Origin of the sequence: Achromobacter aegrifaciens (assembly GCF_902859735.1) — a bacterium.
In the GTDB taxonomy this organism is placed as follows: domain Bacteria; phylum Pseudomonadota; class Gammaproteobacteria; order Burkholderiales; family Burkholderiaceae_B; genus Achromobacter; species Achromobacter aegrifaciens.
This window is the reverse complement of the sequence record NZ_CADIJY010000006.1, coordinates 118606-138046: the sequence shown is the minus strand read 5'-3', so window position 1 is coordinate 138046 and position 19441 is coordinate 118606. Positions and strand designations below refer to the sequence as shown.

Below are 19441 nucleotides of genomic sequence, written 5' to 3'. Positions count from 1 at the left end.
CAAAAAGCCCCGGCCGCTCAAGGCGCCGGGGCTTTTTCGTTGGCGCAGGGCGCCCGCAGCGTTACTGCTTGGCTGCGTCTTCGGCGTGGTAGCGGCCGACGCGGTCGACTTCGTTCTTCGAGCCCAGGATCACGCTGACGCGCTGGTGCAGCTTGTCAGGCTGGATCTCCATGATGCGCTGCGTGCCGTTGATCGCGGCGCCGCCGGCCTGTTCGACCAGGAAGCTCATGGGGTTGGCTTCGTACATCAGGCGCAGCTTGCCGGCCTTGCCAGGTTCGCGGGCATCCCACGGGTACATGAAGATGCCGCCGCGGGTCAGGATGCGATGCACGTCGGCCACCATGGAGGCGATCCAGCGCATGTTGTAGTCCTTGCCCAGCGGACCGGTCGTGCCGGCCAGGCAATCGTCGACGTAGCGCTTGACCGGGGCAGCCCAGTGGCGCATGTTCGACATGTTGATGGCGAACTCCTTGGTGTCCTCCGGCACGCGGATGTTCTCGTGCGTCAGCACCCACGAGCCCATTTCGCGGTCCAGCGTGAAGCCCACCACGCCATTGCCGATGGTCAGCACCAGCATCGTCTGCGGACCATAGACGGCATAGCCGGCCACGACCTGCTTGTCGCCCGGTTGCAGGAAGTCCTGCTCGCACACCGGCGCGCCCGACACGTCATGCGGGGCGTGCAGCACCGAGAAGATGGTCCCGATGGAGACGTTGACGTCGATGTTCGAAGAGCCGTCCAGGGGATCGAACAGCAGCAGGTATTCGCCCTTGGGGTAGCGGTTCGGAATCAGATGGATGGTTTCCATCTCTTCCGAGGCCATGGCCGCCAGATGGCCGCCCCATTCATTGGCTTCGAGCAGGATTTCGTTGGACAGCACGTCCAGCTTCTTCTGCACTTCGCCCTGGACATTCTCGCTTTCCAGGCTGCCGAGGACGCCGCCGAGCGCGCCCTTGCTCACCGCATGGCTGATGGCCTTGCAGGCGCGCGCGACCACTTCGATGAGCAGCCGCACTTCCGGCGCGAGGGCTTGGGCGGAGCGCTGCTGCTCCACCAGGTATTGGGTCAGTGTTTTACGTTTCAAAGGAACCTCCTATGCTGCGAATTCTAAAGCCTTGGATACGATTTCCTGCACATTGCGCGACAGGCCTTCCTGTGCGCGCACCCGCTGCAGGGCGGCCTGCATAGGCGTGCGCAGGGCGGGCACGAAGCGTGCCCAGTTGTCCAGCGCGCGCGCCAGGCGGGCGGCAATCTCGGGGTTGAGGGCATCCAGCGCCAGCACCTGCTCGGCCCAGAAGGCGTAGCCGGTGCCATCGGGGTGATGCATGCCGCGGGCGTTGTTCAGGCAGAACTGGAAGATCAGCGAGCGCGCGCGGTTCGGGTTGCGCAAGGTGAACGCGGGGTGCTGCATCAGCTCGCGCGCGGTCTGCACGGTGGTCGAGCGGGCCGCAGCCTGCAGGGCGAACCACTTGTCCACCACCAGGGCGTTGTCGCGCCATTTGTCGTAGAAAGCGGCAAGCGCCTTGTGCGGGAAGTCGCCCTGGCCGAAATTGATCAGCGCGGACAGCGCCGCCATGCTGTCGGTCATGTTGCCGGCCTTCTCGTACTGCTGCTCGGCCAGGCGCTGGGCATCCGGTTCGCCCGCCGCCATCAGGTGGCTGAGCGCCAGGTTCTTCAAGGCGCGCCTGCCGGCCGGAACCGGCGCCGGACTGTATTCGCCCGGGGTCTGGTTGTCGTCGAATGCCTGGCGGAATTCGGCGGACAACTGGCGTCCCAGTTCGGCGCGCAGGAAGTCGCGCGCGACCGCGAGGGCCGGCGGGTCCACCTGCTGCATGCGTTCTGCCAGGGTCTTTTCGGACGGCAGGGCCAGGGCGCGGGCGCGATAGGCGGCGTCCAGCGCCGGATCGGTCAGCAACGCGCGCCAGGTCTCGATGAAGGCGGCGTCGGCATGCAGGGTCTTGCCGGCCTGGCGGGCCTCGGCCAGCGCCAGGATCTGGCGGGTGGCGAATTCCTGGCCGGCCTCCCAACGCGCGAAGGGATTGCCGTCGTGCGCCGACAGCAGGGCCAGTTCTTCGTTGGTCCAGTCGTAGTCCACGATGACCGGGGCCGAGAAGTCGCGCAATAGCGACGGCACGGGACGCTCGGCGATATCCTCGAATACCCATTGCTGGCTTTGCTGCGTCAGTTCCAGCAGCGCGGTGTCCAGGACCGCGCCAGCATGGCGCAGCGGCAGCGCGCGGCCGTCGCGGTCCAGCAAGCCGATGGCGAACGGGATGTGGAAGGGGGCCTTGACGTAGTCGGCGCCGGCCTTCTTCTCCACGCCGACCGGCGGGCATTCCTGGGTGAGCGTCACGGTGCAGCGGCGCGCGGCGGCGTCGTGGTCGAGCTTGACGGTCACGCGCGGCGTGCCGGCCTGGCGGTACCAGCGGCGGAACACGGACAGGTCGCGGTCCGGATGCTGGCGCACGTAGACGGATTCCATGGCGGCGACGAAGTCGTCGCAGGTCACGGCCTGGCCGTCATGGCGGCGGAAGTACTCGTCCATGCCGGCGCGAAAGCCTTCCTCGCCCAGCAGAGTGTGCTGCATGCGGATGACTTCGGCGCCTTTTTCGTACACGGTGGCCGTGTAGAAGTTGCCGATCTCCTGGTAACTTTCAGGCCGGATCGGATGGGCCATGGGACCGGCGTCTTCCGGAAACTGGGCGGCGCGCAACGCCACAACGTCGTCGATGCGCTTGACCGCGCGGGCGCTCGCGGCCTCGGCGGCATCCATGCCGTGGGCCATCATGTCGGCGCTGAATTCCTGGTCGCGAAAGACGGTCAGGCCTTCCTTCAGGCTCAGCTGGAACCAGTCGCGGCAGGTGACGCGGTTGCCGGTCCAGTTGTGGAAGTACTCGTGTCCGATGACGGATTCGATGCCTTCATAGTTGGCGTCCGTGGCCGTATCCGCATCCGCCAGCACGTAGGCGGCGTTGAAGATGTTCAAGCCCTTGTTTTCCATCGCGCCCATGTTGAAGTCATGGACGGCCACGATCATGAAACGGTCCAGGTCCAGCTCCAGGCCGAAGCGGCTTTCGTCCCAGCGCAGCGCGCGCACCAGCGAATCCAGCGCCCATTCGGTCTTGGATTCCGAGCCCGGGTCGCTGTAGACCTGCAGCAGCACGTCGCGGCCGCTGGACGTCTTCACGGTGGTTTCGCGGTGGGTGAGCTTGCCTGCCACCAGCGCGAACAGGTAGCAGGGCTTGGGGAAGGGATCTTCCCATTCGACTTCGTTGCGGCCGTCGGGCAACTGGCGCGTGGCCAGCAGGTTGCCGTTGGACAGCAGCACCGGATACTCGGGCTGGGCGCGCAAGGTCACGCGGTAGCGCGACATCACGTCGGGCCGGTCGGCGAACCAGGTGATGCGGCGAAAACCTTCGGCTTCGCATTGGGTGAAGAAGTTGCCGCCCGAGACGTACAGGCCCATCAGCGTGGAATTGGCCGACGGTTTGCATCGGCTGACGATTTCCACCGTGGCGGCGGGGGGCAGGCCGTAAAGGGCCAGGCTGTGTTCGGAAAGGCGGTAACTGTCGGCGGGCAGGGCCGTGCCATTCACGCCTACCGAGACGAGTTCCAGGTCTTCGCCGTCCAGGATCAGGGCGGCGTCGGCGCTGGCCCCGGCCTTGCGTTGCACTTGCATCGTGCAGCGCACTTCGGTCGCGTCCGGCGCGAGGTCGAAGGCGAGGGCGACTTCGGGAATGTCGTAGGGGTAGGGCTGGTAATCCTTGCGATATACGGTTACGGGCGTGTCTGTGCGCATGGGATTGCAGTCCTGTATGAACGAGGGTTCTATTGTAGTGGCTGGGCAAGACGCGCCGACCTGGGCCGTTTGGCGTACCGTAAACTTTTTGTAGCGGTCTGAGTCAAAGTCAGTATCATGGCGCCGTCGCGCGCCAGAGGGGTGTCAAATGTCGAGGTTGTCCATGTTCAATATGCGCCGCTGGGCCGGTCTGCTGGCCGTGGCGGGGGCGTTTGCCCTGACGGGTTGTGCCGCGCCCACGGTTTCCGCGCGGGTCACTTCCTTTCAGCAATGGCCCGCAGGCGTGGAGGGGCAAACCTACCAGTTCATTGCCGCCGACGCCTCGCAAAACAATAATCTCGAATATCAGTCCTATCAGGACATGGTGCGGGCCGGCATAGGCGCAACCGGCCTGGTCGAGGCCAGGCCTGGCGCCAAGGGTCGTTTCGACGTGTCGTTCAACTACGGCACCTCGCAGACCCAGATAATGGTGCAGCGTCCGTACGACCCATATTTCTACGGCGGCTACGGCTACGGAGGTTTCTACGGTCCGCGTCCGTGGGGAGCGGGATATGGCTACTGGGGGCCGGACTGGGTGGACGTGCCCATGGTCGTGCAGCGCAATACCCTCACCCTGCATATCTACGACACGCAGCGCAGCGGCGCCGAGGTATACCGTTCCAGCGCTTTCATATTGAGCGAGCGCGACGATTTCCTGCGTACCATGCCGTACCTGGTGCGCGCAATATTTGATAATTTTCCCGGGAATAATGGCGCGGAACGCGAAATCCGCTTCCCCGTGCAATGAAATCGGCGTGGCTTTTCGGTCCCGCCTTTAAATAAAATCGGCGCACCAAAATGGTGCGCCGATTTTTTTCTTACTGGCGAATAGGTTCTTATTCTTTGATAAGAAAACTGTCGCGGGTCGCGCCTGCGGCTTCTTCCGCGGCGAGCCAGCGGGGAGCCTTGCCACGGCCGCTCCACGTTTCCCCTGTTTGAGGATGGCGGTACTTGGGCGCAACGGCGCGTTTGGCGGCGTTGGCCGGACGGGCAGCGGCGCCAGCCTTGCGGCGGCCGCCGGTGGCGGCGCGGGCGGGTTTGCCGGCGCCATAGGCTGCGACGATTTCTTCAGGCGTGATGTCGTACTCGCGCATCGACGTGATGATCTGCGTGATCACGGGCTTGCGACGCTTGGTTTGCAGGACTTCAGCCTTCTTTTGTAGCTTGTTGATTTCCTTTTCGATCTTTGCTTGCAGTGCTGCGTAGGATTCTCGGGCCATGGTTTATTCCTGATTATGGAACTGCTGTAATCGCCGGCGAAGTTATTGTGTAATTGTTGTGCCTCGCATAATACAGAAGTTACGGCTTGACTTCCTGGTTTCTGAAGCAATTACTTTGTATCAAAAGAGTCCGATACCGTTTTCAGGCGCGCGAGTGCCCGCGACGAGCCAAGTATTGGGAAGGATATTCTCGAATTTGGGACAACTTGAAACAATAGGGGTATTGGTTCACGAGGCGGACGAATAGCCGCGCGTGCCCTTGCATCTGCCCGATTTGTCTCGCAAAGCGCGCAAATGCGGGGCTTCCAGGCTTGGCGCCTGCCTCGAGCAAGCGGTGTGCGAGGCGTTCCCAGAAGTCTGATGACGTGATGGCGGGAACGAATGAATTGTCTAGCAGTCTGATATTGGTCCAACCTGATCAGATGGGGTCCTCGCGCTGCGAGCCCTGCGAGCTGTTTGGCATATTTCATTTTGATGTCAGGTTGTATGACGAGTTTGGCCCGAGATGTCTGAATCCCTTTGCCTATATGCCAGGTGGCTGCAAATGTTCCATGGCGACCAGGAAAAAGGGGCGCATCGAACATCGTTTGAGCTCGTCAATTCAACTTGATATGTAATATTCCGGCCCCATGCATACCTCCGCAGATAATGCCCGCGGTATTTTTGGCCGCCGACGCGTACCTTCCGGAGATCCGTGGCTGGCGCCATGTCGCCGGGCCGCGCCAGCGTTACGATATGATCTCGAGTATCACCGCGAGCGCGCGCCAGCGCGCCGCCGTCTCCTGTACAGAGCCCCATGAAAATCATCGATCCCGCCATTGCTTCCCTCGCCACCGCCAAATCTCTGCTGCTCGACCCCTGGGGCCTGACCGAGGCGGACATGGCGCGCGCGCTGGGTGAGATCTTCACGCACAAGGTCGACTACGCCGATCTGTATTTCCAGTACACGCGCAGCGAGGGCTGGAGCCTGGAAGAGGGCATCGTCAAGACCGGCAGTTTTTCGATCAGCCAGGGTGTCGGGGTACGCGCCGTGAGCGGCGAGAAAACCGCCTTCGCCTATTCGGATTCGCTGTCGCCCGAAGCGCTGTTGTCGTCCGCGCACGCGGTTCGCGGCATTGCGCGCCGCGGCGCTGGCAAGGTAAAGGTGGCGGCGCAGGTCGAAGCCGAGATCGGCCGCAGCCTGTATGCCGATATCGATCCGGTTGCCACCTTGAGCGCTCCCGAGAAGGTCGCGCTGCTGGAACGCGTGGAGCGCATGGCGCGCGCGCGCGATCCGCACGTGATCCAGGTCATGGCGGGGCTGGGCGCCGAATATGACGTGGTGCTGGTGGCCGGCAGCGACGGCCGCCTGGCCGCCGACGTGCGTCCGCTGGTGCGCCTGTCGCTGACTGTCATTGCCGAACGCAATGGGCGCCGCGAAATGGGTCACGCGGGCGGCGGCGGCCGCCTGGGCCTGGCCTATTTCACGGACGAAATGCTGCAGGGTTATGTCGAGCGCGCGGTGCACGAGGCCATGGTGAACCTGGAAGCGCGCCCGGCGCCAGCGGGTGAAATGACCGTCGTGCTGGGTTCGGGCTGGCCCGGCATTCTGCTGCACGAGGCCGTCGGCCACGGGCTGGAAGGCGACTTCAACCGCAAGGGCTCCAGCGTGTTCTCCGGCCGCATCGGTGAGCGCGTGGCCTCCAAGGGCGTGACCGTGGTCGACGACGGCACGATCCCGGATCGCCGCGGCTCGCTCAATATCGACGACGAAGGCAATGCCACCCAGCGCAACGTGCTGATCGAGGACGGTATCCTGCGCGGCTACATGCAGGACACGCTGAACGCGCGCCTCATGAAGACCGCCGCCACCGGTAACGGCCGCCGCGAATCGTTCGCGCATCTGCCCATGCCGCGCATGACCAATACCTACATGCTGGCGGGCGACAAACCGGCCGAGGAAATCGTGTCTTCCGTCAAGCGCGGCTTGTACGCGGTCAACTTCGGCGGCGGCCAGGTCGACATCACCAACGGCAAGTTCGTGTTCTCGGCGTCCGAAGCCTACATGATCGAAAACGGCAAGGTGACCTATCCGGTCAAGGGCGCCACCCTGATCGGCAACGGTCCGGACGCCATGAACCGCGTCACCATGATCGGCAACGACCTGCAGCTGGATTCCGGCGTGGGCACTTGCGGCAAGGATGGCCAGAGCGTGCCCGTGGGCGTGGGCATGCCCACGGTCCGCATGGAAGGCCTGACCGTCGGCGGCACCGCCTGACTCAAAAACACGGATGACGGCTCGAAAAAATTGTGCTAGAGTCAATCCCCATGAAATTCGCGTCCCCCGCTTTTTATTTTTATTTTTATGGTTTTCTGAAGCCGCTGGCGGAGGAAGGGACGCGCTCAATCTGAAGTTTGGAAAGAATCCCCCCAAAAAAGCCGCCAGCGAACTGGCGGCTTTTTTTGCGCCGCCAGTTGAGGAAACCATCTCGGGAACATCCCCGCGGCGGGCAACCCAGGAGCAGTACCGTGTCACACAATACCGATGACCTTCGCATTCGAGAAATCAAAGAGCTGAACCCGCCCGCGCATGTCATGCGCGAGTTCGCCTGCACCAAGGAGGCGTCCGACACCGTGTTCGCCGCCCGCCAGGGGATGCACCGCATCCTGCACGGCATGGATGACCGGATGATCGTCGTGATCGGCCCTTGCTCCATCCATGACACCCGCGCGGCTATCGAATATGCGAAGCGCCTGAAGCCCGTGCGCGACCGGCTGAGCGCCGACCTGGAAATCGTGATGCGCGTGTACTTCGAGAAGCCACGCACCACCGTGGGCTGGAAGGGCCTGATCAACGATCCGGACCTGGACGGCAGCTTCGACATCAACAAGGGCGTGCGCGTCGCCCGTGAACTGCTGCTGGACATCAACAGCATGGGACTGCCGGCGGGTTGCGAGTTCCTGGACATGATTACGCCGCAATACATCGCGGATCTGGTCTCCTGGGGGGCGATCGGGGCTCGGACGACGGAAAGCCAGGTGCATCGCGAGCTGGCATCGGGACTGTCGTGTCCGGTGGGGTTCAAGAACGGCACCGACGGCAATGTGAAGATCGCGGTCGACGCGATCAAGGCGGCGTCGCAGCCGCACCATTTCCTGTCGGTGACCAAGGGCGGGCATTCCGCCATCGTGTCGACGGCCGGCAACGAGGACTGCCACGTCATCCTGCGCGGCGGCAAGACGCCGAACTACGATGCGGCCAGCATCGAGGCGGCCTGCCAGGACATGTCCAAGGCAGGCCTGGCGCAGCGCATCATGATCGACGCCAGCCACGCCAACAGCAGCAAGAAGCCCGAGAACCAGCCGTTGGTCATCGAAGACGTGGCGCGTCAGATGGAAGCGGGCGACAGCCGCCTGGTGGGCGTCATGGTTGAAAGCCACCTGCTGGGCGGCCGCCAGGACATGGTGCCGGGTACGCCGCTGGTCTACGGCCAGAGCATCACCGACGGCTGCATCGACTGGGACGCCTCGGTCGCCGTGCTTGAACGCCTGGCCCATGCCGTGCGCGAACGCCGCCGCGTCGCCCTGACTTCCGGCAAATAAGCCCCTGGCAGCGCCGCGGATCGCCAAGGCCTGGCGGTTTGCGGCGCGGTGCGCGCGGCGGCGTAGAATAATCAGGTTAACGAACCCGAGATCACGCTGACCATGAACGCTCCCTTGCACGCAGAATCGTTGCGCCGCCCGGTGCCGGCCGCTTGTCTGGATGCCTTGCGCGCCCGCTTTGGCGACCGCCTGTCCGAATCCTCCGCCATGCGCGACCATCATGGCCGCGATGAATCTCCCTATCCGGCCATGCCGCCGGACGCCGTGGTCTTCGCGCACACGACCGAAGAAGTGGCCGAGATCGCCAAGCTGTGCAACGAGCATCGCGTGCCGCTGATTCCCTATGGCGCCGGCTCTTCGCTCGAAGGCCATATTCTGGCGATCCAGGGGGGCATCAGCCTGGACCTGTCGCAGATGAACAAGGTGTTGGCGGTCAACGCCGAGGATCTGACCGCCACCGTGCAGGCAGGCGTGCTGCGCAAGCAGCTCAACGAGGAAATCCGCGACACCGGCCTGTTCTTCCCGATCGATCCGGGCGCCGACGCGAGCCTGGGCGGCATGGCGGCCACGCGCGCTTCCGGCACCAATGCCGTGCGCTACGGCACCATGCGCGAGAACGTCATGTCGTTGACCGTGGTGACGGCGGATGGGCGCATCATCCGCACAGCGGGCCGCGCCCGCAAGTCCTCGGCCGGCTATGACCTGACGCGCATCTTCGTCGGCAGCGAAGGCACCCTGGGCATCATCACCGAAGTGACGGTGCGCCTGTATCCCCAGCCTGAAGCCGTGTCGGCCGCGGTCTGCAATTTCCCCACGCTGGATTCGGCGGTGCAGAGCGTGATCGAAATCATCCAGATGGGAGTGCCGGTCGCGCGCGTCGAGTTCATGGACGCGGCCAGCGTGCGCGCGGTGAACCTGCACAGCAAGCTGACCCTGCGCGAAACGCCGCTGCTGGTGTTCGAGTTCCACGGCAGTCCCGCCGGCGTGCAGGAGCAAGCCGAAACCGTGCAAGCGATCACGGCAGACCATGGCGGCATGGACTTCGAATGGGCAGAGCGTCCCGAAGACCGCAGTCGCCTGTGGACCGCGCGCCACAATGCCTACTTCGCCGGCCTGCAACTGCGCCCCGGCTGCCGCGCCAGCACTACCGACGTCTGCGTGCCGATCTCGCGCCTGGCCGATTGCGTGCGCGACACGGTCGAAGAACTCGACCGCGCAAGCTTCCCCTACACGATCGTGGGCCACGTTGGCGACGGCAACTTCCATGTGCTGATGCTGCTCGATGCGGACAGCGCCAAGGAATGGGAAGAATCCGAAACCATCAACCACAACCTGGTGCGCCGCGCGATCGCCGCCGACGGCACCTGCACGGGCGAGCACGGCGTGGGCCTGCACAAGATGCAGTTCATGGCCGAAGAGCATGGCGAGGACGCCCTGGATCTGATGCGCAGCCTGAAGCACGCGTTTGATCCGAACAACATTCTCAATCCTGGCAAGATCGTGTCCTGGTAAGCCTGCTTCGGCAGCGCAGCCGATATCCGAAGCCGACGGCGCGCCGTCGGCTTTTTTCTTGCCGTCCTCAGGCGCGAACGAGGAGGGCGGCTTTCGCGGTGCGGCAGGCGATTACGGCTGGTTACTTATCTGGCGTGCCATAGGTGCACGGATGCGGGTAAATCCCGGTCTGCTAGTGACGGGCGCTCGCGCTATTGTTGCGCTCATGAATTCATTGGTCGAAACCGGCCTGGCACAAGTGCAGGCGCCTTATTCCTTGCAGCAGCTCATCGAGGCGTTGTCGGCCGTGTTGCCCGCGCACTGCGTGTTGTTCCGCGAAGAAGATACGCGTCCCTACGAGTGCGACGGCCTTTCCCTGTATCGCGCGCTGCCTGCGGTCGTCGCCCTTCCAGAAACGGAAGAGCAGGTGCAGGCCGTCATGCGCATCTGCAAACGCCTGAATGCGCCCGTGGTCGCGCGCGGCGCCGGCACCGGCTTGTCCGGCGGCGCCATGCCGCATAGCCGCGGCGTGTTGCTCGGCTTGTCCAAATTCAATCGCATCAAGCACATAGACCTGGCCAGCGCCACGGCCATCGTGCAGCCGGGCGTACGCAATCTGGCGATCTCGGAGGCGGCCGCGCCTTACGGGCTGTATTACGCGCCTGATCCTTCCAGCCAGATAGCCTGTTCCATCGGCGGCAACGTGGCGGAGAATTCCGGCGGCGTGCATTGCCTGAAGTACGGACTGACCGTGCACAACGTGCTGCGCGTGCGGGTCGTGACGATCGATGGCGATGTGGTTGAACTGGGTTCCGAAGCGCCCGATGCGCCGGGCCTGGACTTGCTGTCCGTCTTCATCGGTTCGGAAGGCATGCTGGGCGTGGTCACGGAAGTGACGGTCAAGCTCATTCCCAAGCCGGCCTGCGCGCAGGTCGTCATGGCCAGTTTTTCCAGCGTGGAAGCAGCGGGCAATGCGGTCACGCAGGTGATCGCGGCCGGCATGATACCCGCGGGTCTGGAGATGATGGACCGCCGCGCGACCCACATGGTCGAACCCTTTGTGCGCGCCGGCTACGACATGGATGCGCAAGCCATCCTGCTGTGCGAATCCGACGGCACGCCTGAAGAAGTGGAGCACGAGATCGCGCGCATGGAGGCCGTGTTCCGCGAGGCCGGAGCCACGCGCTGCCAGGTCTCGTCATCAGAGGCCGAACGCCTGAAGTTCTGGGCCGGCCGCAAGAATGCCTTCCCGGCCGCGGGGCGCGTATCGCCCGATTACTATTGCATGGACGGCACGATACCGCGCCGCCATCTGGCGCGCGTGCTGGGCGCCATCGAACAGATGGAAGACGAATTCAGCCTGCGCTGCGCCAACGTCTTTCACGCAGGCGACGGCAACCTGCACCCGTTGATCCTGTTCGATTCAAACAAGCCGGACGAGGTGGAGCGCGCCGAGAAATTCGGCGCCGCCATACTCGAGCTGTGCGTGCAGGTAGGAGGGACCGTGACCGGAGAGCACGGTGTGGGTATGGAGAAAATAAATCAAATGTGCGTGCAATTCTCTCGCGAAGAACTCGACGCGTTCCTGGCGGTCAAGCGGGCCTTCGATCCGCCCTGCCTGCTCAATCCTGAAAAAGTCATCCCTACGCTGGCCCGCTGCGCCGAATACGGCAAGATGCACGTCCACGCGGGAGAGTTGCGCTTCCCCGATCTCGCCCGTTTCTAGGACCTGTCCTTATGGATTTCGTCCTGTCGGAATTGTGCGACCAGGTCATGACGGCCCGTGCCGGCCACAAACCCCTGTTTGTGATGGGCGGGGGCAGCAAGGCGTTCTATGGCAATTACCGCCCGGTGACGCCGCAGGACGGCCACTGCCTGCTGGACATGACTCCCTATCGCGGCATCGTCAGCTACCACCCGTCGGAGCTGGTGGTGACGGTGCGCGCGGGTACGCCGCTCGCCGAACTTGAAGCCGCGCTGGCCGAGAACGGACAGATGCTGGCCTTCGAGCCGCCGCATTTCTCGGCGTCCGCCACGGTGGGCGGATGTGTCGCGGCGGGGCTGTCAGGCCCGCGCCGCATGAGCGCCGGCGCGCTCAAGGATTTTGTCCTGGGCGCGCAACTGCTGGATTCGGAAGGCCGCATCCTCTCGTTTGGCGGCGAGGTCATGAAGAACGTGGCGGGCTATGACGTGTCGCGCCTGTTGGCCGGTTCGCATGGCATCTTCGGCGCCATACTCGAAGTCTCCCTCAAGGTCGTGCCGCGGCCGATGGAAGAGATCACCCTGGCGTTGCCCGCGACGCAGGCGCAGGCCTTGGCCAGCTTCGCCCTGTGGCGCGGCAAGCCGTTGCCGATCTCGGCCACCAGCTGGAGCGGTGACGAGGCGGGCGCCGAAGGCCAGATGGCCGTGCGCCTGTCGGGCGCGCCGCCCGCGATCGCCAGCGCCCGCCAACTGATAGGCGGCGCGCCGATGGCGCCCGAGGCCGCGCAGGCCTGGTGGCGGTCGCTGCGCGAGCAGACGCATTCCTTCTTCGCGCCGGGCCGGCCCTTGTGGCGCCTGGCGTTGCCGCCCACCGCCGCCGCGTTGGCGCTGGGGCCGACCTTGCTGGAATGGGGCGGAGGCCAGCGCTGGCTGTCGGGCGAGCAAGACGCCGCCGCGCTGCGCGAGACCGCAGAGCGGCTGGGCGGCCACGCCACGCTGTTCCGCACCGGGCAGGGCAAGCCGCCTGCCGACGGCGTATTCCATCCGCTGGCGCCCGGGATCGCCTCGATCACGCGCCGCCTCAAACAAGAGCTCGATCCGGCCGGCCTGTTCAATCCCGGCCGCCTGGTCCTGGATCTATAGGGCATCATGCAAACCAATCTTGCATCCTGGGCACGCGATACCGATCTGGGCAAGGAGGCCGACGCCATCCTGCGGCGGTGCGTGCACTGCGGTTTCTGCACCGCTACCTGTCCGACGTATCAGGTGCTGGGCGACGAGCTGGACAGCCCGCGTGGGCGCATTTATCTGATCAAGCAAGTGTTGGAGGGCGCCGAGCCCACGCAGTCCACGCAGCAGCACCTGGACCGCTGCCTGACTTGCCGCAATTGCGAAACCACTTGTCCGTCCGGCGTCCAGTATGGCCATCTGGTGGATATCGGCCGCAAGATCGTGGAAGAGCGCGTGCCGCGCAGCTGGGCCGACAAGACCAAACGCAGCTTGTTGCGCAAGACCATGCTGTCGCCGCTGTTCGCGCCCGCGATGCGGCTGGGGCAGGCGGTGCGCGGCATGCTGCCGGAGGCGCTCAAGCGCAAGGTGCCGGAACGCCGCGCGGCGGGGCCGCTGCCGCAGGTGGCGGGCCATGCGCGGCAGGTGCTGATGCTGGCGGGATGCGTGCAGCCCGCCATGATGCCAACCATCGATGCGGCCACCATCCGCGTGCTGGACGCGGTGGGCATAGGCGCGCGCATCGCGCCCGGCGCCGGCTGTTGCGGCGCGGCCAGTTTCCACCTGGACGCGCAGGAAGAGGCCTTGGTGCAGATGCGCGCCAACGTCGATGCCTGGTGGCCGCTGCTGCAGGATGGCAAGGTCGAGGCCATCGTGATGAACGCGTCGGGCTGCGGCGCCATGGTCAAGGAGTATGCGCATCACCTGCGGCACGATCCGGCCTACGCGCAAAAGGCCGCGGACATCGTGGCGCTGGTGAAGGATGTGGCCGAGATCGTCGCGCCGCATGCGGCGCAATTGCGCGCGCGGCTGCCTGCGGGCACGCGCGCGGCATTCCATCCGCCATGCACGCTGCAGCATTGGCAGGGCCTGCGGCCGCTGTCGGAACAATTGCTGGCGGATCTGGGTTTTGCGTTGCAGCCGTTCGCCGACAAGCACTTGTGCTGCGGTTCGGCGGGCGCCTATTCGGTACTGAATCCGGAGATTGCGCTGGAACTGCGCGACCGCAAGCTGGGCGCGATCGCCGCGGGCGGACCGGACGTGATCCTGTCAGCCAACATCGGCTGCATCGGCCATTTGCAAAGCGGCACCGACACGCCGGTGCGGCATTGGATCGAAGTGGTTGACGAGCAATTGCGCCAGCCTGCGGGCCAGCGCGGCGCGTAGGCGCCGGACGCCTGGCGGCATCCGGCGCCGGGCGTCTTACTCCACGGCCTTGACCATGTCTTCAAGCACCTTCTTGGCGTCGCCGAAAACCATCATCGTGCGGTCCATGTAGAAGAGCTCATTGTCCAGGCCCGCGTAGCCCGATGCCATGGACCGCTTGTTCACGATCACGGTGCGGGCCTTGTAGGCTTCCAGGATGGGCATGCCGGCAATGGGCGACTTCGGGTCGTTCTTGGCGGCCGGGTTGACCACGTCGTTCGCGCCCAGCACCAGCACCACGTCGGTCTGGCCGAACTCGCTGTTGATGTCTTCCATTTCGAAGACCTGGTCGTAGGGCACCTCGGCCTCGGCCAGCAGCACGTTCATGTGCCCGGGCATGCGTCCCGCCACCGGGTGGATGGCGTACTTGACCGTCACGCCGCGCTCGGTGAGCTTTTCCGCCAGTTCCTTCAGCGCGTGCTGCGCGCGCGCCACCGCCAGGCCGTAGCCGGGAACGATGGTCACGCTTTCGGCGTTGGTCATCAGGAAGGCGGCGTCGTCGGGACTGCCCGACTTGACGCTGCGCTGCTGCGCATCGCCCGCCGCAGCGGCGCCGCCAGCCTGGCCGCCGAAGCCGCCCAGGATCACGTTGAAGAACGAACGGTTCATCGCCTTGCACATGATGTAGGACAGGATCGCGCCCGAGGAACCCACCAGCGAACCGGCGATGATCAGCATGGGGTTGTTCAGCGAGAAACCGATGCCGGCCGCCGCCCAACCCGAGTAGCTGTTCAGCATGGACACCACCACCGGCATGTCGGCGCCGCCGATCGGGATGATGATCAGCACGCCCAGCACGAAGGCGATGAGCGTCATGATGATGAAGGGCGTCCATTCCTGCGTGAGCATGAACCAGATGCCGCAAGCCAGCATCAGCAGCGCCAGCGCCAGGTTCAGCATGTGCTGGCCCGAGAACACCACCGGCGCGCCCTGGAACAGGCGGAACTTGTACTTGCCCGACAGTTTGCCAAAGGCAATGACCGACCCCGAGAACGTAATGGCGCCGACGAAAGTGCCGATGAACAGCTCGAAGCGGTTGCCGGTGGGAATCGGCACGCCGACGGGCACGATGCCGAAGGCGTGCGGCTCCGCCACCACGGCCACCGCGATGGCGACCGCCGCCAGGCCGATCATGCTGTGCATGAAGGCGACCAGCTCGGGCATCTTGGTCATCTCGACGCGCTTGGCCATCAGCGTGCCGATGGAGCCGCCAACCAGCAGGCCCAGGACGACCCAGCCCAGGCCGATGGTGGCGGCGCCGTCGCGCGCCAGGCCGACGATGAGCGCGGCCGTGGTCAGCACGGCGATCGCCATGCCGGCCATGCCGAACGCATTGCCGAGTCGCGACGTGGTCGGATGCGACAGGCCCTTGAGCGCCTGGATGAAGCAGACCGAGGCGATCAGGTACAGCAGGGTGACGAGGTTCAGCGAGATCATTTCGCTTCCTCCTTGCCCGCCTTGCGGTCCTTTTTCTTGAACATTTCCAGCATGCGCCGGGTCACGAGAAAGCCGCCGAACACGTTGACCGCGGCCAGCGCCACGGCGAACACGCCCATGCCGCGCGCCAGTCCGCCTTCGGTCAGCGCGGCCGCCAGCATGGCGCCCACGATGATGATGGCGGAGATGGCGTTGGTGACTGCCATCAAGGGCGTGTGCAGGGCGGGGGTGACGTTCCACACGACGTGGTAGCCGACATAGATGGCCAGCACGAAGATGATGAGATTCATCAGGGTGGGGTTGATCGCTTCCATGCTGTTAGTTCCTCCGCGCCACGTTGCCGCCTTCGCACACCAGGCAGGCCGCGACGATCTCGTCGTCGCGCTGGATCGCCAGCGCGCCGTCCGCATTGATGATGAGCTTCAGGAAATCCTGGATGTTGCGCGCATACAGCGCCGAAGCGTCGGTCGCGACCAGGCCGGGCAGATTGGTCAGCCCGATGATCGTCACGCCATGCTTTTCCACCACCAGGCCTTTCTCGGACAACGGGCAATTGCCGCCGCGCTCGACCGCCAGGTCCACCAGCACCGAGCCCGGCTTCATGGCCGCGACGGTTTCCGCGGACACCAGTGTGGGGGCGGGGCGGCCGGGAATCAGCGCGGTGGTGATGACGATGTCGGCCTGCTTGCAGCGTTCGGACACGAGCGCGGCCTGCCGAGCCATCCAGGCGGGCGGCATGGGCCGGGCGTAGCCGCCCGTGCCTTGCGCGATCTCGCGTTCTTCGTCCGTTTCGAAAGGGACGTCGATGAACTTGGCGCCCAGCGATTCCACCTGTTCGCGCGCGGCGGGACGCACGTCCGAGGCTTCGACCACCGCGCCCAGCCGCTTGGCGGTGGCGATGGCCTGCAGCCCGGCCACGCCGGTGCCCAGCACGACGGCGCGGGCGGCCTTCAGCGTGCCCGCGGCGGTCATCATCATGGGTATCAGGCGGCCGTAGTGGTGCGCCGCCAGCAGCACGGCCTTGTAGCCGGCCAGGTTGGCCTGCGAGGACAGCACGTCCAGGCTTTGGGCCCGCGTGATGCGGGGCGCGGCTTCCAGCGCGAATCCGGTGAGTCCGGCGGCCGCGATCTGCTGGATGCCTTCGGCGTCGAAGGGATCCAGCATGCCGACCACGACGGCGCCGGATTTCATCTGGGGCAGTTCCGCGGCAGAAGGCGCGCGCACCTTCATGACGAGTTCTGCCCCCAACGCATCCTGGGCGCTGCCGAGCGTTGCGCCCGCTGCCTCATAGGCTTCGTCGAGATAGCGGGCGGCAATGCCTGCCCCGCGCTCCACGATGACGGTATGTTTTCCGCCTACGTACTTCTTGACGGTCTCCGGTGTTGCTGCGACACGAGTTTCCCCGTCTCGGGTTTCTTTTGGTATCCCGATGTGCATCTACGCCTCTCCTCATTAGTTGGCATCAGTTATACACGGGAAAGTGAAAGGAAAGGTGTCGCGCCCCTGGGAAGTGAGGGAGAAGAACCAAGGTTGCATCGGCCCGCTGATGCCCGGCGGCGGGCCGAAAAAAAGCCCCATGGCGAACCATGGGGCTGGGGTCTTGCAACCCAACTGCTCCGGCCAGTCTGACTTTTGCGCTGGCCGGCACCTGCGCGCAAACGTCCGGCGTCAAGCCGTTTGCGCGCGGGTCCAGGTGATCAGCGCGGCGGTGAGTTCGCGCAGATCGGCCTTCAGGCGGCCGTAGTTTTCGGAAGGACGCAGCGAAACTTCGTCCATGTAGAGTTTGCGGTTGATCTCGATCTGCAGACTGTGGCGGCCTTCTTCGGGGCGGCCGAAGGCGCGCACCAGCTCCACGCCCTTGTAGGGATCGTTGACGGTGACGTTGTAGCCGCGTTCGCGCAGCCAGGCGGCGATGAATTCGCGGAAGGCCGGGTCGCTGGTGCTGCCGTCGCGGTCGCCCAGCACGAAGTCGGGGTGGACCAGGCCCGGGCGGTCGGTGGCGTAGGCGCCGGCGACGCTGGGCATGGAGTGGCAGTTGATGTGCCAGACCTTGCCGAACTTCTTGTGGGCTGCGTCCAGCACTTGGCCCAGCGCGGCGTGGTAGGGCTTCCAGCAGGCGTCGATGCGGTGGCGCACTTCCGCGACCGTGAGCTTGCGGTTGTAGAGCGGCGTGCCGTCGTCCAGCATGCGCCAGATCAGGCCCTTGCCCAGCTTGACCTTGGGCGAGGCGTTGATGGCGTCGGGCCAGGCGGCGTCCAGCAGCAATTCGTCGATTTCGTCGGGCGAGCGGTTGGCGTCGATGTAGGCGCGCGGGAACGCGGCGGCAATCATCGGCACGCCCATTTCGATGGCGTCGCCCCACAGGTCGTCAACCCAGGTGTCCTCGGCGGTGCGCAATGCGCCAAAGTCCACCGCAGCCGCGAAATCGGGGGGGTAGGCGGTGCCGCTGTGCGGGGAGTCCAGCACGAGGGGAGCCGAGGAGTCCGAATCAGGATATTGCTGCGGGAGGTCGAGCCGGTAAGACAGGGGTTGGGTAATTCGCATAAGGGGGTGTTGCGTTCGTTAATCGGAGGTCCTCGCGCACCGGCGGGCGCGCGAGGACCGAAGATCGCTTAGTCGATCTTCACGTTGGCTTCTTTGGCGATGCGCTTGTTCTTGGCGATTTCAGCCGAGATCTGCGCCGCGAATTCGGCCGGAGTGTTGGCGGCCGGCGCGGCGCCCAGGGCTTCCAGGCGGGTCTTGACGTCGGCTTCGGCGCTGACCTTCTGCACGGCTGCGTTCAGCTTGTCCAGCACGGGCTGGGGCAGCTTGGCGGGAGCCACCAGGCCGAACCAGGACGCGTCGTTCACGGCCGGCAGGCCGGCTTCGGCGAACGTGGGCACGTCGGGCAGGGCGGCCACGCGCTTGGGCGAGGCCACGGCCATGGCGATCAGGCGGCCGGATTGCACGTGCGGCAGCGAGGAGGGCAGGTTGTCATACATGACGTCGACCTGGCCGGCCAGCGCGTCGTTCAGCGCCGGGCCCACGCCGCGGTACGGCACGTGCATCAGGTTGGTGCCCGAAGCCATCTTGAACAGTTCGCCCATCATGTGCGAGACCGAACCGTTGCCGGCCGACGCGTAGGTCAGCTTGCCCGGCTCGCTCTTGGCCAGCTTGATGAAGTCGGCGATGTTCTTGGCCTGGACCTTCGGGTTGATGGTCATGATGTTGGGCACGGCCGCCAGGTTCGAGATGGGCGTGAAGTCCTTCTCGCCATCGAACGGCAGGTTCGGGTAGATGGCCGGGTTGATGCCGTGCGTGCTCACGGTGGCGATGCCCAGGGTGTAACCGTCCGGCGCGCTGCTGGCGACGAAGGCGCTGCCGATCGAACCGCCGGCGCCGCCGCGGTTTTCCACCACGACGGTCTGGCCCAGCTCCTTGCCCAGCTTGTCGGCGAACAGGCGACCGACGATGTCGGTGGTGCCGCCGGGCGGGAAGGGAACGATCAGGCGGATGGGCTTGGTCGGATACGCGTCTTCAGCGTGCGCGATACCCGAGGTCAGCGGCGCGGCGAGGGTCGCGGCGGCGACGCACAGGCCCAGTACTACGTTACGGCGTTGCATGGATTCCCCTAATGAATTGGAAAGCGGATGCGCAAAGGCAGACGCAAACGCAACGATTCTTTCCTGGCGGTCCGGTTTGCGCAAACGAAAGTTTCTCCGTAAGCTATGACTTTTTTTCATGCCTCTTTTCGCGGCGG

General features: G+C 65.0%; 15 protein-coding genes. 7 read left to right on the top strand and 8 right to left on the bottom strand.

Translation table 11 applies throughout. From position 1 onward, the window contains the following. Positions 1 to 61: 61 nt before the first annotated feature. Together HV766_RS19140 and pepN are read right to left on the bottom strand one after the other, a co-directional pair. Positions 62 to 1084 carry a class 1 fructose-bisphosphatase gene (locus HV766_RS19140; RefSeq protein WP_054451085.1) on the bottom strand — a complete coding sequence of 341 codons (1023 nt, stop codon included), beginning with the start codon at positions 1082 to 1084 and terminating at the stop codon, positions 62 to 64. A gap of 9 nt (positions 1085 to 1093) precedes the next feature. Next, complete coding sequence (gene pepN / locus HV766_RS19135; RefSeq protein ID WP_175163229.1) at positions 1094 to 3799, bottom strand: aminopeptidase N; 2706 nt, start codon at positions 3797 to 3799, stop codon at positions 1094 to 1096. 148 nt (positions 3800 to 3947) lie between these two features. On the opposite strand from pepN, the gene HV766_RS19130 reads away from it, so the two are divergent. Next, positions 3948 to 4586 carry a DUF4136 domain-containing protein gene (locus HV766_RS19130; RefSeq protein ID WP_082400691.1) on the top strand — a complete coding sequence of 213 codons (639 nt, stop codon included), beginning with the start codon at positions 3948 to 3950 and terminating at the stop codon, positions 4584 to 4586. An 88-nt stretch (positions 4587 to 4674) separates the two neighbouring features. Here HV766_RS19130 and HV766_RS19125 read toward each other — a convergent pair whose 3' ends face one another. Then, positions 4675 to 5058, bottom strand: coding sequence for an H-NS histone family protein (locus HV766_RS19125; protein WP_054451087.1), 384 nt, complete (start codon positions 5056 to 5058; stop codon positions 4675 to 4677). Positions 5059 to 5854: 796 nt separating this feature from the next. Between HV766_RS19125 and tldD the strand changes: the two genes are divergently transcribed. The 6 genes from tldD (at position 5855) to glcF (ending at position 14226) form a co-directional block, all read left to right on the top strand. After that, positions 5855 to 7315, top strand: coding sequence for a metalloprotease TldD (tldD, locus tag HV766_RS19120; protein WP_013392574.1), 1461 nt, complete (start codon positions 5855 to 5857; stop codon positions 7313 to 7315). Between the two features lie 251 nt (positions 7316 to 7566). After that, entirely contained in the window at positions 7567 to 8640 is a 1074-nt protein-coding gene (aroG, locus tag HV766_RS19115) for a 3-deoxy-7-phosphoheptulonate synthase AroG (RefSeq protein WP_054451088.1), read from the top strand. A gap of 102 nt (positions 8641 to 8742) precedes the next feature. Next, positions 8743 to 10152 carry an FAD-binding oxidoreductase gene (locus HV766_RS19110; protein WP_119450530.1) on the top strand — a complete coding sequence of 470 codons (1410 nt, stop codon included), beginning with the start codon at positions 8743 to 8745 and terminating at the stop codon, positions 10150 to 10152. Positions 10153 to 10357: 205 nt separating this feature from the next. Beyond that, on the top strand, positions 10358 to 11857 hold the full coding sequence (locus tag HV766_RS19105; protein WP_054451090.1) for an FAD-linked oxidase C-terminal domain-containing protein: 1500 nt from the start codon (positions 10358 to 10360) through the stop codon (positions 11855 to 11857). 11 nt (positions 11858 to 11868) lie between these two features. Further along, the gene (glcE, locus tag HV766_RS19100) at positions 11869 to 12975 is read left to right on the top strand and encodes a glycolate oxidase subunit GlcE (RefSeq protein WP_054451091.1); all 1107 of its coding nucleotides are present in this window, start codon (positions 11869 to 11871) and stop codon (positions 12973 to 12975) included. A gap of 6 nt (positions 12976 to 12981) precedes the next feature. Next, positions 12982 to 14226 (top strand): glycolate oxidase subunit GlcF, encoded by a 1245-nt coding sequence (gene glcF / locus HV766_RS19095; protein ID WP_119450529.1) that lies wholly within the window; start codon positions 12982 to 12984, stop codon positions 14224 to 14226. Positions 14227 to 14262: 36 nt separating this feature from the next. Here glcF and HV766_RS19090 read toward each other — a convergent pair whose 3' ends face one another. From HV766_RS19090 to HV766_RS19070, 5 genes are all read right to left on the bottom strand, one after another. Then, positions 14263 to 15702, bottom strand: coding sequence for an NAD(P)(+) transhydrogenase (Re/Si-specific) subunit beta (locus tag HV766_RS19090; RefSeq protein ID WP_054451093.1), 1440 nt, complete (start codon positions 15700 to 15702; stop codon positions 14263 to 14265). Further along, complete coding sequence (locus tag HV766_RS19085) at positions 15699 to 16016, bottom strand: NAD(P) transhydrogenase subunit alpha part 2 (protein WP_013392581.1); 318 nt, start codon at positions 16014 to 16016, stop codon at positions 15699 to 15701. The genes HV766_RS19090 and HV766_RS19085 overlap by 4 nt, the downstream gene beginning before the upstream one ends. Before the next feature lie 4 nt (positions 16017 to 16020). Next, complete coding sequence (locus tag HV766_RS19080; RefSeq protein ID WP_175181694.1) at positions 16021 to 17139, bottom strand: Re/Si-specific NAD(P)(+) transhydrogenase subunit alpha; 1119 nt, start codon at positions 17137 to 17139, stop codon at positions 16021 to 16023. 231 nt (positions 17140 to 17370) lie between these two features. Beyond that, on the bottom strand, positions 17371 to 18246 hold the full coding sequence (locus tag HV766_RS19075) for an N-formylglutamate amidohydrolase (protein WP_054451095.1): 876 nt from the start codon (positions 18244 to 18246) through the stop codon (positions 17371 to 17373). A gap of 68 nt (positions 18247 to 18314) precedes the next feature. Next, complete coding sequence (locus HV766_RS19070) at positions 18315 to 19304, bottom strand: Bug family tripartite tricarboxylate transporter substrate binding protein (RefSeq protein ID WP_054451096.1); 990 nt, start codon at positions 19302 to 19304, stop codon at positions 18315 to 18317. Between the last annotated feature and the right edge of the window lie 137 nt (positions 19305 to 19441).

Excerpts from the sequence above, each read along its gene's own strand:
- pepN (WP_175163229.1), bottom strand. The coding sequence starts at position 3,799 with ATGCGCACAGACACGCCCGTAACCGTATATCGCAAGGATTACCAGCCC.
- HV766_RS19130 (WP_082400691.1), top strand. The coding sequence starts at position 3,948 with ATGTCGAGGTTGTCCATGTTCAATATGCGCCGCTGGGCCGGTCTGCTG.
- HV766_RS19125 (WP_054451087.1), bottom strand. The coding sequence starts at position 5,058 with ATGGCCCGAGAATCCTACGCAGCACTGCAAGCAAAGATCGAAAAGGAA.
- tldD (WP_013392574.1), top strand. The coding sequence starts at position 5,855 with ATGAAAATCATCGATCCCGCCATTGCTTCCCTCGCCACCGCCAAATCT.
- HV766_RS19110 (WP_119450530.1), top strand. The coding sequence starts at position 8,743 with ATGAACGCTCCCTTGCACGCAGAATCGTTGCGCCGCCCGGTGCCGGCC.
- HV766_RS19105 (WP_054451090.1), top strand. The coding sequence starts at position 10,358 with ATGAATTCATTGGTCGAAACCGGCCTGGCACAAGTGCAGGCGCCTTAT.
- glcE (WP_054451091.1), top strand. The coding sequence starts at position 11,869 with ATGGATTTCGTCCTGTCGGAATTGTGCGACCAGGTCATGACGGCCCGT.
- glcF (WP_119450529.1), top strand. The coding sequence starts at position 12,982 with ATGCAAACCAATCTTGCATCCTGGGCACGCGATACCGATCTGGGCAAG.
- HV766_RS19090 (WP_054451093.1), bottom strand. The coding sequence starts at position 15,702 with ATGATCTCGCTGAACCTCGTCACCCTGCTGTACCTGATCGCCTCGGTC.
- HV766_RS19085 (WP_013392581.1), bottom strand. The coding sequence starts at position 16,016 with ATGGAAGCGATCAACCCCACCCTGATGAATCTCATCATCTTCGTGCTG.
- HV766_RS19080 (WP_175181694.1), bottom strand. The coding sequence starts at position 17,139 with ATGCACATCGGGATACCAAAAGAAACCCGAGACGGGGAAACTCGTGTC.
- HV766_RS19075 (WP_054451095.1), bottom strand. The coding sequence starts at position 18,246 with ATGCGAATTACCCAACCCCTGTCTTACCGGCTCGACCTCCCGCAGCAA.
- HV766_RS19070 (WP_054451096.1), bottom strand. The coding sequence starts at position 19,304 with ATGCAACGCCGTAACGTAGTACTGGGCCTGTGCGTCGCCGCCGCGACC.